Annotated in this window: 9 protein-coding genes; 3 read left to right on the top strand and 6 right to left on the bottom strand. The window is 66.9% G+C overall.

The genetic code is table 11. The annotated features are described in order from the left end of the window. Window positions 1–42: 42 nt before the first annotated feature. Together AC731_RS11825 and AC731_RS11820 are read right to left on the bottom strand one after the other, a co-directional pair. Window positions 43–384, bottom strand: a complete 342-nt coding sequence (locus tag AC731_RS11825; RefSeq protein ID WP_004258037.1) for a Na+/H+ antiporter subunit C — start codon at window positions 382–384, stop codon at window positions 43–45. After that, on the bottom strand, window positions 384–3,293 hold the full coding sequence (locus tag AC731_RS11820) for a monovalent cation/H+ antiporter subunit A (protein ID WP_048706277.1): 2,910 nt from the start codon (window positions 3,291–3,293) through the stop codon (window positions 384–386). The genes AC731_RS11825 and AC731_RS11820 overlap by 1 nt, the downstream gene beginning before the upstream one ends. A gap of 494 nt (window positions 3,294–3,787) precedes the next feature. On the opposite strand from AC731_RS11820, the gene AC731_RS11815 reads away from it, so the two are divergent. Together AC731_RS11815 and ypfJ are read left to right on the top strand one after the other, a co-directional pair. Continuing rightward, window positions 3,788–5,194 (top strand): KamA family radical SAM protein, encoded by a 1,407-nt coding sequence (locus AC731_RS11815; protein ID WP_048706275.1) that lies wholly within the window; start codon window positions 3,788–3,790, stop codon window positions 5,192–5,194. 71 nt (window positions 5,195–5,265) lie between these two features. Beyond that, a complete protein-coding gene (gene ypfJ, locus AC731_RS11810) occupies window positions 5,266–6,132 on the top strand; it encodes a KPN_02809 family neutral zinc metallopeptidase (protein ID WP_048706272.1) in 867 nt (288 codons plus the stop codon). Window positions 6,133–6,210: 78 nt separating this feature from the next. On the opposite strand, the gene AC731_RS11805 is transcribed toward ypfJ, so the two are convergent. The 4 genes from AC731_RS11805 to AC731_RS11790 all read right to left on the bottom strand — a co-directional run bounded on the left by AC731_RS11805 (window position 6,211) and on the right by AC731_RS11790 (window position 10,751). Then, window positions 6,211–6,693 carry a VOC family protein gene (locus AC731_RS11805; RefSeq protein ID WP_048706269.1) on the bottom strand — a complete coding sequence of 161 codons (483 nt, stop codon included), beginning with the start codon at window positions 6,691–6,693 and terminating at the stop codon, window positions 6,211–6,213. A 90-nt stretch (window positions 6,694–6,783) separates the two neighbouring features. Further along, the gene (locus AC731_RS11800) at window positions 6,784–7,512 is read right to left on the bottom strand and encodes a response regulator transcription factor (protein ID WP_004258058.1); all 729 of its coding nucleotides are present in this window, start codon (window positions 7,510–7,512) and stop codon (window positions 6,784–6,786) included. Further along, entirely contained in the window at window positions 7,509–9,569 is a 2,061-nt protein-coding gene (locus AC731_RS11795) for a PAS-domain containing protein (RefSeq protein WP_048706267.1), read from the bottom strand. The genes AC731_RS11800 and AC731_RS11795 overlap by 4 nt, the downstream gene beginning before the upstream one ends. Before the next feature lie 144 nt (window positions 9,570–9,713). After that, window positions 9,714–10,751, bottom strand: coding sequence for an AraC family transcriptional regulator (locus AC731_RS11790; protein WP_205626676.1), 1,038 nt, complete (start codon window positions 10,749–10,751; stop codon window positions 9,714–9,716). A 229-nt stretch (window positions 10,752–10,980) separates the two neighbouring features. Here AC731_RS11790 and icmF point away from each other — a divergent pair, with 229 nt between their 5' ends. Then, a complete protein-coding gene (icmF, locus tag AC731_RS11785) occupies window positions 10,981–14,247 on the top strand; it encodes a fused isobutyryl-CoA mutase/GTPase IcmF (protein ID WP_048706263.1) in 3,267 nt (1,088 codons plus the stop codon). Window positions 14,248–14,344: the final 97 nt, after the last annotated feature.

Genomic DNA, 14,344 nt, shown 5'->3' with positions numbered 1-14,344 from the left:
GGGGAGGAGAGCGCTTCCCTTCGGGCGGCCGTGCGGGCGCGCTCATTCGCGCGGCTCCTCGCCATCGACGTGGTCGCTGCCGCTCAGGCCGCGCGCGCCGATCATCATCACCAGGTAGAGCGCGGTGGTGGCGAAGCCGATCACGATGGCGGTCAGCACCAGGCCCTGCGGCAGCGGATCGGCGAACTGGGCGGGATCGACACCGGCGGTGGGCGTGATCGGCGGCTTGTCCACCCACAGGCGGCCCATCGCGAAGATGAACAGGTTCACCGCATAGGACATCAGCAGCAGGCCGGTGATGAGCTGGAAGGTCCGTGGGCGCAGGATCAGCCAGATGCCCGAGCCGAACACCACCCCGACGGCGATCGCCAGTACCAGTTCCATCAGTTCGCCCTCCCGTCGGCGTTGCCTTGTTCGACGGCCTGGGCCTCCTCGCCCGGCAGGCGGTGTGCCCGCAGCGACTGGTGGGCCAGCGCGACCAGCATCAGCATGGTGGTGCCGACCACGACCGTGAACACCCCAAGGTCGAACACGAAGGCGCTCGGCAGGTGCAGCTCGCCGACCAGCGGCCAGTCCACGTGCGCGGTGTGGGTCGTGAGGAAGGGATGGCCGAACAGCCATGCACCCAGGCCGGTGACGCAGGCCAGCACCAGGCCGAAGCCCAGCCAGCGATGCGGGCGCAGGTTGATGTGGCTCTCGACCCAGACCGTGCCCGCAAGCATGTACTGCACCAGGATGGCGACGGCGAAGATGAGGCCGGCGACGAAGCCTCCCCCCGGCAGGTTGTGGCCGCGCATGAAGAAATAGACTGCGATCACGCCCATGAAGGGCAGCAGCAGGCGCATGTAGATGCCGGCGACCAGCAGGTAGCCGCTGTCCGCCTGTTGCGCAGGGGTTTGCCTGCTGGCGGGGTCCGCCTCGAAGCGCTGCTGCGGCGGGACGCCTGCACTTTCCGGGGCCGGGCGGAAGCGACGCAGCAGGGCATACACCGTGAGGGCGACGATCGCCAGCACAGTGATCTCGCCCAGGGTGTCGAAGCTGCGGAAGTCCACCAGCAGGACGTTGACCACGTTGCTGCCGCCCCCGCCGCCCAGTGCGTTGAGCAGGAAGAAGTCGGCGATCGTGTCCGAGGCCGGATGCACCAGCACCGCATACGTGAGCGCGGCCAGCGCGAGGCCGCCACCGACCGCGATCAGCAGGTCGCGCGAACGCCTCAGCCACACGCGGGTGGGCGATTGCGCGGGGGTGTCGACCGACTCGAGCCGTGGCGGCAGCCAGCGCAAGCCGAGCAGGATCAGCACGGTGGTGACGGTCTCCACCATCAGCTGGGTCAGCGCCAGGTCGGGCGCGGACAGCCACAGGAAGGTCGCTGCGGTGACGATGCCGGTGCCGCCGATGAGGGCCAGCGCGGCCAGGCGGTGATACTTCGCCATCCAGGCGCCGGCAACGGCGCAGGCGCCGCCGATGGCCCAGATCGCAGCGAACAGCGGGTCGAAGTCCTGCAGCGGGATGCGCGTCCACGCGGGCGGCGCGCCGACGAGGATCGGCGGCACCACCAGCAGCATGAGCATCAGCAGCACCAACTGCGATTGCAGCCGGGTGGTGCCGATGCGCCTGAGCAGCCAGCCTGCCGAGCGTGTCAGCTGCAGCATCGTCGTCTCGTAGGCCTGCGCGCCGTTGAAGCGGTGGATCAGCGGCACCTGCTCGCGCTGCTGCAGATCGAAGTGGCGCCGCAGGACGATGTACAGCAACACGCCGCCCGCGAGCGCGAGCACGCTCATGAAGAGCGGCAGGTTCAGACCGTGCCACACCGCGAGGTCATAGTCCGGGGCAGCGCTGCCGAGCACCGAATGCACCGCGATGTTCAGGATCGGTTCGATGCTGATGCCGGGTGCGATGCCGACGATGAGGCAGGTGAGCACCAGCAGCTCGACCGGAAAGCGCATCCAGCGCGGCGGTTCGTGCGGATCGCGCGGCAGGTCCTGCGCCGGCGTGCCGAAGAAGATCGAGATGAAGCGCAGCGAGTAGGCGACGCTGAACATCCCCATCGCCACCGCGGCGAAGGACATCCACCAGTTGCGGTCGCCGCCGACGTGCAGCGTCTCGGCGAAGAACATCTCCTTCGACAGGAAGCCGTTCAGCAGCGGCACGCCCGCCATCGCAGCGCTGGCGACGATGGCCAGCGTGGCGGTGACCGGCAGCTTGTGGCGCAGCCCGCGCAGCAGGCGCAGGTCACGCGTTCCCGATTCATGGTCGATGATGCCGGCGGCCATGAACAGCGAGGCCTTGAACGTCGCGTGGTTGAGGATGTGGAAGATCGCTGCGACCATTGCCAGCGGCGTGCCAATGCCGATCAGCACCGTGATCAGGCCGAGATGGCTGATGGTCGAGTACGCCAGCAGGCCCTTGAGGTCGTGCTGGAAGATGGCGATGAAGGCGCCGAGCAGCAGGGTGCAGACGCCGGCTCCGCCGACGATCCAGGTCCACTCCGGCGTGCCCGCCAGTGCCGGCCACAGCCGCACCAGCAGGAAGACGCCGGCCTTCACCATCGTCGCCGAGTGCAGGTAGGACGACACCGGGGTGGGCGCGGCCATTGCGTGCGGCAGCCAGAAATGGAACGGGAACTGCGCGCTCTTGGTCAGCGCGCCGAGCGCGATCAGGGCGAGTGCGGCCAGATACAGGTCGTCGCCGCGGATCTGGTCGCCGGCTGCAAGCACGGTGTCGAGGTCGTAGCTGCCGACGATATGACCGAGCACCAGCACGCCGGCGAGCAGGCACAGTCCGCCGGTGGCGGTCACGGTGAAGGCCATGCGCGCGCCGCGACGGGCGTCGGCCCGGTGGTGCCAGTAGCCGATCAGCAGGAAGGAGGTGAGGCTGGTGAGCTCCCAGAACACCACCAGTTGAACCAGATTGCCCGACAGCACCACGCCCAGCATCGAGCCCATGAAGGCGAGCAGGAAGGAGAAGAAGCGCGGCACCGGATCGTCGGGCGACATGTAGTAGCGTGCGTAGAGCACCACCAGCAGGCCGATGGCCAGCACCAGGATGGTGAACACCCAGGCCAGCCCGTCGACCCGCAGCACGAAGAAGAGACCCTGCGCAGGCAGCCAGGCGAACTCCTCGCGCAGCACTTCGCCACTCGCAATCTGCGGAAACAGGGCGAGTGCGATCAGCAGACCGCAAACCGCAACCGCGATCGCCAGCCAGGATTCGCGGTTGCGCGCGTCCTGCGGCATCAGTGCGGCAAGGGCACTGCCGAGGAACGGGATGAGGATGAGTGAGGCGAGCAGCATTGAACGTGATCAGGCGGCGAATCGAGTGGCGACCGGGCGCAGCGCGATCCGGCAGGGTCCCTGAGGGATGGCCGGAGTGAGGTTAAAGGTAACACAGCAACTTTGATGCCAAGGGTGGAGGGATGCATTTTTTCGCGCCGGGTTCCCTCCATTTCAGGCGGACTTTGCGCGTGCCGGATGCCGATGGGCGCCAGCGGGCCGAGATGCCGCGCGCGAAGGCTGCAGGCGATTCCGTCGGGAACTAAATTGCGGGCCGCTCAATCATATTTGCACAAATTAACTTCGTGAAATAACATGCGCCCACTTCCATCGAGCCCGCGGAAGCGGGCGCATCCCGATCCGGAGCCTGGCGCCATCCCTCTGCGCCGCCGGACGCTTTCCCTGATTCCCTGACGACCGTCCGACCGATCCAACTGCATCCGGTCGCAGGGCTGTGGGCGCCGCCTCCGTGGCGCCGACGCAAATTGCAAGACCAGACCGCAAGGAGACGACAGATGAGTGCTCAAGTGCAGGCCCTCCAGCCCCGTTGGCGCATCGAGGAGGCCGCCCAGGCCGCTTTCGAGCCGGTGCCGTTCAAGGTTTACACGCAGCGCGACCTCGATCGCATCCCGCAGCTCGAAGGACTTTCCGCTGCGCAGCGCTTCGAGATGAAGGTGGTGTCCTCGGTACTGCCCTTCCGTGTGAACCAGTACGTCATCGACGAACTGATCGACTGGAACAACATCCCGGCCGACCCCATCTTCCAGCTCACCTTCCCGCAACGCGGCATGCTGGCGCCGGCGCACTTCGAACGCATCGCCACCCTGCTGCGCAACGGTGCCGACAAGGCCGAACTGGAGCAGGCCATCGCCGAGGTGCGCCACGAGCTCAACCCGCATCCGGCCGACCAGATGGAGATGAACATGCCGCGCGACGAGCACGGCACGCGCCTGGACGGCATCCAGCACAAGTACCGCGAGACGGTGCTGTTCTTCCCCAGCCAGGGCCAGACCTGTCACAGCTACTGCACCTTCTGCTTCCGCTGGGCCCAGTTCGTCGGCGACAAGGAACTGCGCATCGCCGCCTCCGAAGCCAAGACGCTGCACGACTATCTGCGTCGCAACACCGAAGTCACCGACCTGCTGTTCACCGGCGGCGACCCGATGGTGATGAAGACGCGCCATCTGCGCGACTATCTCGAGCCGCTGCTGCAGCCCGAGTTCGACCACATCCAGACCATCCGCATCGGCTCCAAGGCGCTGACCTTCTGGCCGCATCGCTTCCTCGGGGCCGAGGACGCCGACGACCTGATCCGCCTGCTGACGCAGTTGGTCGAGGCGGGGAAGCACGTCGCGCTGATGGCGCACTATAACCACTGGAAGGAGCTCGACACCGAGGTCGCGCAGGCTGCGATCCGTCGCATCCGCAGCACCGGTGCGGTGATCCGCGCGCAGGGGCCGTTGCTGGCGCACATCAACGACGACCCCGCAGTGTGGGCGAAGATGTGGAAGCTGCAGGTCAAGCTCGGCATCGTCCCCTATTACCTGTTCGCCGAGCGCGACACCGGCGCGCGCGCCTACTTCGAGGTGCCGTTGGCGCGTGCCTGGCAGATCTACCGCGAGGCCATGCAGCAGGTGTCGGGTCTCGCCCGCACCGCGCGCGGGCCGAGCATGAGCGCCAGCCCTGGCAAGATCGAGATCCAGGGCGTGGCCGAGATCGCCGGCGAGAAGGTGTTCGCGCTGCGCTTCATCCAGGGCCGCAATCCGGATTGGGTGCAGCGTCCGTTCTTCGCCCGGTACGACGACCAGGCCACCTGGCTGCACCACCTGAAGCCGGCCTTCGGCGACGAAAAGTGGTTCTGGGAAGACGAGTACGAGGCGATCCGCGAAGACAAGCTCGCCGCGGCAGCTCACGCGGACTGAGCGCGCGACATCCTTTCCCGCCGCCACGGTTGGCGGAGTAGCATGCCAACAGGAAACGGCGGGAGAGGATCATGGACTTTCGCAACGGCAGGGAAAGCCGCAACGTCGAGGATCGCCGCGGACAGGGCGGGCCTCACCTGGGCGGGCGCGGCAAGATCGGGATCGGCACCCTCGTGCTGGTGCTGGTGGCGATGTACTTCGGCATCGACCCGAGCGTGGTGCTCGACACCGCGACCATGGTGCAGCCGCCGGCAATCGAGTCCTCGCAGCCGGGCGTGCCGCGCTCGGCGGCCGAGGATGAGCTGGCGCGTTTCACCTCGATGGTGCTGGCTGACACCGAGGACACCTGGGGGCCGATCTTTCAGTCCGGCGGCCGCCAGTACCAGGAACCGAAGCTGGTGCTCTACACTGGCGCTACGCGCAGTGCCTGTGGCGTCGGGCAGGCGCAGATGGGGCCTTTCTACTGTCCGGTCGATGGCAAGGTGTATCTCGACCTGTCCTTCTTCGACGATCTTCACCGTCGTTTCGGCGCGCCGGGCGATTTCGCCCAGGCCTATGTGATTGCGCACGAGGTCGGCCACCACGTGCAGAACCTGCTCGGCATCTCCGACAAGGTGCAGCAGGCACGCCAGCGCCTGTCCGAGCGGGAGGCGAACCAGTTGTCCGTGAGGCTCGAACTGCAGGCCGACTGTCTGGCCGGGGTGTGGGCGTACCACGCCGATCGCACGCGGCAGGTCCTCGAGCAGGGCGACGTCGATGAGGCATTGCGCGCCGCCACCGCGATTGGCGACGACCGCATCCAGAAGCAGGCGCAGGGCTATGCCGTGCCCGACAGCTTCACCCATGGCAGTGCTGCGCAGCGGGTGCGCTGGTTCCGTGTCGGCCTGGCGCAGGGCGACCTGCGTGCGTGCGACACCTTCTCGGTGGCGGCGCTGTAGTCTTCGCGCCGCGGGGCGGCGAGTGAAAAAGGGGCACGCCCGCAAGGCCGTGCCCCTTTGGAGCGACGAGTGCAGTGCTCAGCCCGCGGCGAGCTTGGCGAAGGCCTCGATCACCTCGGCCGGCGCCTGCACCAGCTCGATCAGCACGCCTTCGCCGCCGATCGGGAATTCCTCGTTGCCCTTCGGGTGCAGGAAGGTGATGTCGAAACCCGCTGCGCCGCGGCGGATGCCACCCGGGGCGAAGCGGACGCCGTTGGCGCTCAGCCACTCCACCGCCTTCGGCAGGTCGTCCACCCACAGGCCGACGTGGTTCAGCGGCGTGGTGTGCACCGCGGGCTTCTTGTCGGGGTCGAGCGGCTGCATCAGGTCGACCTCCACCTTGAACGGGCCGGCGCCCATCGCGCAGATGTCCTCATCGACGTTCTCACGCTCGGAGACGAAGTTGCCGGTGACTTCCAGGCCGAGCATGTCGACCCACAGGGTCTTGAGCTTTTCCTTGCTCGGGCCGCCGATGGCGATCTGCTGGATGCCGAGGATCTTGAAGGGGCGCGGGGACGACATTGGGGGACTCCGGTAGTGGCTAATCAATAACTCATAATTATGAACGGCGCGACCAGACTTGAAAACCTCCTGCCATCCCGTGCCGCTGGCTCACTGCCATGACACCTGGGCCGCGAACAGGTAGCCAGCGCCGTAAACGGTCTTGATGAGCCTCGGGTTCTGCGGGTCGTCGTCGAGCTTGCGCCGCAGGCGGGAGATGCGTACGTCGATGCTGCGGTCGAAGGGATCGACGTCGCGTTCGCCCAGCAGTTGCTCGCGCGACAGGATCTTGTTCGGGCGGCGCAGCAGCGTGGCGAGGAGGCCGGCCTCCGCGGCGGACAAGCCGATCTCGCGACCGTCGGGGGCCGTGAGGGTGTGGCGGTTGCCATCGAAGATCCAGCCGGCGAAGCTGGCGATGTTGCGCTCGGTGATCGCCTCAGCCGCCGCCGAACGCTGGTAGCGGCGCAGGATGGAGCGCACGCGGGCGACCAGCTCGCGCGGCTCGAAGGGCTTCACGATGTAGTCGTCGGCGCCGAGTTCGAGGCCGAGCACGCGGTCGGTGACGTCATTGCGGCCGGTCAGGATCAGGACCGCACACGGCGTGCCTTCCTGCAACTGGCGCACGACCTGCATGCCGTCCATGTCGGGCAGGCCCAGGTCGACGATGCACAGGTCGGGCGTCGTCGAGCGTGCGCGCACCAGGAGGTCGCGCCCGGTGCGCAGGTGCTCGCAGCGAAAACCGTACTCGGCGAGGCTGCTGCAGATCAGGCGGGCAATGTCCGGCTCGTCTTCGAGCACGAAGATGATCGGGTTGCCGGTATCCGTTGCGTTCATCGTCATGTGGCGGAAGGCTCCGTGGTCGGGTCCGTCAGGGTCAGGCTGGCCAGCGCGGCGGCGAGCGCCGGCGGGTCGAAAGGCTTGCGCAACACCGGGATTCCGGCAGCCGCATCGTCGCCGGCCGGCAAATCGCGCGCATAGCCGGTGACAAGCAGAATGGGCAGCGCAGGGCGCAGGGCGCGGGCGCGTTGCGCCAGTTCGCGGCCGTTCAATCCGCCCGGCATCACGGTGTCGCTGATCAGCACCGCGATGTCCTCGACGCTTTCGAGCAGCGCCAGGGCCTCGACGCCGTCGCTGGCTTCGAGCACCGCATGGCCGAGTGCCGTGAGCTGCATGCGGATCACCTTGCGCACCTCGGGCTCGTCTTCCACCAGCAGGATGGGGCCGGTGAGCACGGCCGCGGGCGCGTCGCGGCGGCCGGCCGCGACAGGGGCCTGCTTGAGCGGTGGCGTCTCGGGCAGCACGAAGCGCACGCTCGTCCCCTTGCCCGGCGTACTGAGGATGCGGATGTTGCCGCCCGACTGGCGCACGAAGCCGTACACCATCGACAGCCCCAGGCCGCTGCCGCCGCCGAAGGGCTTGGTCGTGAAGAAAGGCTCGAACACACGCGCGAGCACGGCCGGCTCGATGCCCTTGCCGGTGTCGCTGACATCGAACTGCACATAGTCCCCGGGCGCGACCTCGCCGAGCTTCGCGAGCGCGCCGTCGACCCGACGCGGCTGCACGGTGATCGTCAGCTCGCCGCCTTCCGGCATGGCGTCGCGTGCGTTGATGGCGAGGTTGATCAGTGCGTTCTCGAGCTGGTTGGCGTCGGCCAGCGCGTACATCGGCCGGTCGGGCAACTGCAGATGCACGGCGATGGTTTCGCCCAGCGTTCGCACCAGCAGTTGCGTCATGTTGCGCACGAGCTCGCCAACCTCGACCGCGGTCGGCTCCAGCGTCTGGCGGCGCGAAAAGGTCAGCAGGCGGCGGATCAGCTCCGCGCCGCGCCGCGCCGCCTGCAGCGACGGGTCGACGTATTCGCTGCCCTCGCCGCCCGCCAGCTTGCCCTGCAGGGCCGACAGGTTGCCGATGATGATGGTGAGCAGGTTGTTGAAGTCGTGCGCCAGCCCGCCGGTGAGCTGCCCGACCGCCTCCATCTTCTGCGCCTGCACCAGCGCGGCCTGGCTGGCCTTCTGCTCGGTGATGTCGATCGACATCACGAAATAGCCGCGAAAGCCGCCTTCGAGCGACACGTCGGGCACGACCGCGCTGCGTGCATGGACCAGCCGGCCCTCGGCATTCCTGCGTGCGTACTCGTAACTGACGCGCTCGCCGTTCTCGGCGTCCTCGAGATAGGGTTCGATCGCAGCGTAGGCATCGTCGCCGAACACCTCGACGATGGAGCGGCCGACGATGCTCTCCTTCGTCAGGCCGAACCATTCGGCGTAGGCGCGGTTGGCAAAGCGGTAGCGGCGGCCGGCGTCGACATGGGCGATCATCGCCGGGATGGCGTCGAGGATCAGCCGCATGCGGCCCTCGGACAGGCGCAGCGCCTCGGCGATCTGGTCGATCTCGCGGTTGGCCTTTTCCAGTTCGGCCGTGCGTTCGCGCACGCGGGCCTCGAGGCGCGCGTTCTGTTCCTGGATCAGCGCCTCGGCACGGCGCTGTTCGGTGACGTCGGTCCACAGCGACACGAAGCCCAGGTTGGGGATCGGCACGCCGCGAACGGCCAGCACGCGCCCGTTGGGGCGTACGCGTTCGACGTAATGCGGTTCGAAGGCGCGGGCCGAGGCCATGCGCGCGGCGACGAGCTTCTCGATGTCGCCTTCGCCGTATTCGCCGCGCTCGGCGTTGAAGCGCACGAAGGCCTCGAACGGCGTGCCGACGCGGACCAGCGATTCGGGGAAGTCGAGCAGGCGCAGCAGCGCCTTGTTCCAGGTCACCAGCTTCGGCGACGCATCGAACACGGCGATAGCCTGATCCAGCAGGTCGAGACCCGCCATCAGCAGGTCGTAGCGGCGGCGCTGCTCGGGCGACGATGCGGTCAACTGAAGTTCGTCCTCGACTGCTTTCGCCATGATCCCGGCGCGCCTCCTGTGTCTCTCGCGTGTCTTCTGACCAATGGTTGCACAGTTCGTCGCTGCCGGGCAGGGCAGGCGTCACATCCGTGGCAAGCCGCGTCAATCCGGCATCCTGACGAAATGATGACGTTTACGTCAACGTTATCGCCGTTCGCTTCTCTGGGGCTTCCCGCCTGTCATGGCGCCGTGTCGTGCGGCCAGCTGGCTGCGGAACTGCTCGGGCGACTGTCCCGACCACGCGACGAAGGCCCGGTAGAAGGTGGAGGTGTCGGCGTAGCCCAGGTCCGCCGCCAGCTGGGCAATCGGCTGCGCGGTCTTCGTCAGGCGCGCGTAGGCGATGTCGCGCCGCGTGGCTTCCTTGATCAGGCGGAAACTGGAGCCCTCGTCCTCGAGCCGGCGGTGCAGGGTGCGGGTCGACAGGTGCAACTGCTGTGCGACCTGTTCGATCGACAGGTTGTCCGGCAGCGCGGCGCGCAGCAGGTCGCGCACCCGCAGCACCATCTCGCGGTCACGGCGATAGAGCATCGAGATGCGGCCCGGTGCGCCTTCCAGGAAGCGGCCGAGCGCGGGGTCGTCGCGCCGGATGGGGAGGTCGAGCAGGTTGTCGTGGAAGCGGGCCAGCAGGGTGTCGCCTTCGAAGCTCGAGCGTTCGGTATAGACAAGCGCGTAGTCGTCCGCATGCGCCGGCCGGACGTAGGGAAAGCGCACGCTGTCGAGCGCGAGGCCGCGGCCGACGAACCAGCAGGCCACGCCATGCACCAGTCGCAGCAGCCATTCGAAGGCGAAGACGCGGGCCGGGTCTTCGCGCCCGGCGAACACGGGCTGCGCCTCCGCGATCTCGAGCTCGGCGCGCGTGCCGTCACGGCGGACGCTCACCCGCAGGTCGGGCAGCACGATGCGCAGGAAGCGGTAGGCCCGCGCCAGGGCGTCGTCGAGCGTCGCCGCGCCCAGCATGCCGCGACAGAGGAACTCGAAGCTGCCGGTGGGCATCGGTCGCGAGAACAGGGCGAAGGCCTCGTCGTCGAGTTCGGCGATGATCAGGTTGTAGAGCGCGGCATAGCGGTCGACCGGGACGCGGCTGGCGACATCTGCAAGGCTGATGCCGGTCGCGGTCAGCAGCGGGGTGGGGTCGTGACCCCGGCGGCGCAGGCCCGACAGCATGCCGTCGACGAAGCCCATCGCCACAGTGGCTTGATTTCGGGCTGCCTGGCGATGACCGCGCTGTCGTTCGCGCTTGTTCGGGAGCATGGTGTCGGAGGGGACGGGTAGGCGCCGTGCTGCATCGAAGATTGGCGGATTTTGCATGATTGCCGTCGGCAAGCGCAATGGCAAAGGCGCCGGGCGCCTTCTACCATTCAGGCCATAACAGCAGCACCACCATCATCAACACGTCCGGGGGAAGACCGACATGACCGACCTGAGCGTTGCGCACAAGCTGCAGCCCTACAAGCCGAAGAACAAGGTGCGTTTCGTTACCGCCGCGGCGCTGTTCGACGGCCACGATGCCTCGATCAACATCATGCGCCGCATCCTGCAGTCGACCGGCTCCGAGGTCATCCACCTCGGCCACAACCGTTCGGTGGGCGAGATCGTCAATGCCGCGCTGCAGGAAGACGTGCAGGGCATCGCCATCACGAGTTACCAGGGTGGCCACGTCGAGTTCTTCAAGTACATGATCGATCTGCTCAAGGCCAACGGCGGCGAGCACATCAAGGTCTTCGGCGGCGGCGGCGGCGTGATCGTGCCGGCCGAGATCAAGGAGCTGCACGAGTACGGCGTCACCCACATCTTCTCGCCCGAAGACGGCGCCAAGATGGGCCTGCAGGGCATGATCAACAGCGTGGTCGAGCGCTGCGACACCGACATCACCAAGGCTGCGCCGCAGAAGGCCGACGCGGTGCTGAAGGCGCTGGCCGCCGGCGATCGCCGTGCGCTGTCGCGCATCATCACCGCGCTCGAGAACGGCGGCTACGGCGACGACGTCAAGAAGGCGCTGATCGACGCCGCGGCAAAGACCAAGGTGCCGACGCTGGGCATCACCGGCACCGGCGGCGCGGGCAAGTCCTCGCTGACCGACGAGTTGGTGCGCCGCTTCCGTCTCGACCAGGACGACAAGCTCAAGCTCGCCATCGTGTCGATCGACCCCTCGCGCAAGCGCACCGGCGGCGCGCTGCTGGGCGACCGCATCCGCATGAACGCGATCGAGCACGACAACATCTACATGCGCTCGCTCGCCACCCGCGACACCGGCTCCGAAGTCTCGGCCGCGCTGCCCGAAGTCATCGCCGCATGCAAGCTGGCCGGTTTCGACCTGGTGATCGTCGAAACCTCCGGCATCGGCCAGGGCAACGCCGCGATCGTGCCCTTCGTCGACCTGTCGCTGTACGTGATGACCCCCGAGTTTGGCGCCGCCAGCCAGCTCGAGAAGATCGACATGCTCGACTTCGCCGACTTCGTCGCCATCAACAAGTTCGACCGCAAGGGCGCGCAGGACGCGCTGCGCGACGTGCGCAAGCAGTACCAGCGCAACCGCGAACTGTTCGGCCAGAACACCGACGAGATGCCGGTCTTCGGCACCATGGCGGCGCGCTTCAACGATGATGGCGTCACCGCGTTGTACCAGGCCGTGCTGCCGGCCCTGGTCGGAAAGGGCCTGAAGGCCGCCAAGAGCAAGCTGCCTGCAGTGAGCGTGAAGGCGTCCTCGGAAGGCCGTGCCATCGTCCCCGCCGAGCGCATCCGCTACCTCGCCGAGATCGCCGACACGGTCCGTGGCTATCACAAGCACGTCGAGCAGCAGGCCCGCGTCGCCCGCGAGCGCCAGTCGCTGAAGATTGCCAAGGGGCTGTTCGAGCAGTGCGGCAAGGACGCCGGTTCGTTCGACGAGCTGATCAACTGGAAGGACGGTGAGCTCACCCCGGCAGCGAAGAAGCTGCTGGAGCAGTGGCCGACCGAGAAGGCGCTGTACGCCGCCGACGAGTACGTGGTGAAGATCCGCGACAAGGAGATCCGCACCCAGCTCACGCACACCTCGCTGGCCGGCAGCAAGATCCGCAAGGTCGCGCTGCCCAGCTTCGAGGACGAGGGCGAGACGCTCAAGTTCCTGATGAAGGAGAACGTTCCCGGCTCCTTCCCCTACACCGCCGGCGTGTTCGCGTTCAAGCGCGAGGGCGAGGACCCCACCCGCATGTTCGCGGGCGAGGGCGACGCCTTCCGCACCAACCGCCGCTTCAAGCGGGTCTCGGAAGGCATGCCGGCGCACCGCCTGTCGACCGCCTTCGACTCGGTGACCCTGTACGGCTGCGACCCGGATCCGCGTCCGGACATCTACGGCAAGATCGGCAACTCCGGCGTGTCCATCGCCACGCTCGACGACATGAAGGTGCTGTACGACGGCTTCGACCTGTGCGCGCCGACCACTTCGGTGTCGATGACGATCAACGGCCCGGCGCCGATCATCCTCGCCTTCTTCTTCAACACCGCGCTCGACCAGCAGATCGCCAAGTTCAAGGCCGACAACGGCCGCGACCCGACCGAGGACGAGTACGCCAAGATCAAGGCCTGGACGCTGTCGACCGTGCGCGGCACGGTGCAGGCCGACATCTTGAAGGAAGACCAGGGCCAGAACACCTGCATCTTCAGCACCGAATTCGCGCTGAAGATGATGGGCGACATCCAGGAGTACTTCGTCCATAACAAGGTGCAGAACTTCTATTCGGTGTCGATCTCCGGCTATCACATCGCCGAAGCCGGTGCGAACCCGATCAGCCAGCTCGCCTTCACGCTGTCGAACGGCTTCACCTACGTGGAGTCGTACCTCGCGCGCGGCATGCACATCGACGACTTCGCGCCCAACCTGTCCTTCTTCTTCAGCAACGGCATGGACCCGGAGTACTCGGTGATCGGCCGCGTCGCCCGCCGCATCTGGGCGGTGGCGATGAAGAACAAGTACGGCGCCAACGAGCGCAGCCAGAAGCTGAAGTATCACGTCCAGACCTCGGGCCGCTCGCTGCACGCGCAGGAGATGGACTTCAACGACATCCGCACCACGCTGCAGGCGCTGATCGCGATCTACGACAACTGCAACTCGCTGCACACCAACGCCTACGACGAGGCGATCACCACGCCGACCGAAGAGTCCGTGCGCCGTGCGATGGCGATCCAGCTCATCATCAACCGCGAGTGGGGCCTGGCCAAGAACGAGAACCCGAACCAGGGCGCCTTCATCATCGAGGAACTCACCGATCTCGTCGAAGAAGCCGTGCTCAAGGAGTTCGAGGCGATCGCCAGCCGCGGCGGCGTGCTGGGTGCGATGGAAACCGGCTACCAGCGCGGCAAGATCCAGGAGGAGTCGCTCTACTACGAACACAAGAAGCATGACGGCTCCTACCCGATCATCGGCGTGAACACCTTCCTCAACCCGAAGGGCCAGGCCCAGCAGGAGATCGAGTTGGCGCGCTCGACCGAGGAAGAGAAGCAGGGCCAGTTGAAGCGCCTGGCCGACTTCCATGCCCGCAACAAGGCCGAGGCGCCCAAGTGGCAGGCCAAGCTGCAGCAGGCCGTGATCACCAATTCCAACGTTTTCGAGGTGCTGGTCGACGCGGTGCGCTACTGCTCGCTGGGTCAGATCACCGATGCGCTCTACAAGGTCGGCGGCCAGTACCGCCGCAGCATGTAACGGACAGTCTCTCCCGGCTTCCCCTCTCCCTAATGGGACACGGCGCTTCGGCGCCGTTTTTTTTGCCTGTACGTGGCGTGTTTCGCTTGGCATTTCC

This window comes from Thauera humireducens (assembly GCF_001051995.2).
Taxonomy (GTDB): domain Bacteria; phylum Pseudomonadota; class Gammaproteobacteria; order Burkholderiales; family Rhodocyclaceae; genus Thauera; species Thauera humireducens.
The sequence above is the reverse complement of the archived record's forward strand: the minus strand, read 5'-3'. Positions and strand labels throughout refer to the sequence as shown.

Excerpts from the sequence above, each read along its gene's own strand:
- AC731_RS11825 (WP_004258037.1), bottom strand. The coding sequence starts at position 384 with ATGGAACTGGTACTGGCGATCGCCGTCGGGGTGGTGTTCGGCTCGGGC.
- AC731_RS11820 (WP_048706277.1), bottom strand. The coding sequence starts at position 3,293 with ATGCTGCTCGCCTCACTCATCCTCATCCCGTTCCTCGGCAGTGCCCTT.
- AC731_RS11815 (WP_048706275.1), top strand. The coding sequence starts at position 3,788 with ATGAGTGCTCAAGTGCAGGCCCTCCAGCCCCGTTGGCGCATCGAGGAG.
- ypfJ (WP_048706272.1), top strand. The coding sequence starts at position 5,266 with ATGGACTTTCGCAACGGCAGGGAAAGCCGCAACGTCGAGGATCGCCGC.
- AC731_RS11805 (WP_048706269.1), bottom strand. The coding sequence starts at position 6,693 with ATGTCGTCCCCGCGCCCCTTCAAGATCCTCGGCATCCAGCAGATCGCC.
- AC731_RS11800 (WP_004258058.1), bottom strand. The coding sequence starts at position 7,512 with ATGACGATGAACGCAACGGATACCGGCAACCCGATCATCTTCGTGCTC.
- AC731_RS11795 (WP_048706267.1), bottom strand. The coding sequence starts at position 9,569 with ATGGCGAAAGCAGTCGAGGACGAACTTCAGTTGACCGCATCGTCGCCC.
- AC731_RS11790 (WP_205626676.1), bottom strand. The coding sequence starts at position 10,751 with ATGGGCTTCGTCGACGGCATGCTGTCGGGCCTGCGCCGCCGGGGTCAC.
- icmF (WP_048706263.1), top strand. The coding sequence starts at position 10,981 with ATGACCGACCTGAGCGTTGCGCACAAGCTGCAGCCCTACAAGCCGAAG.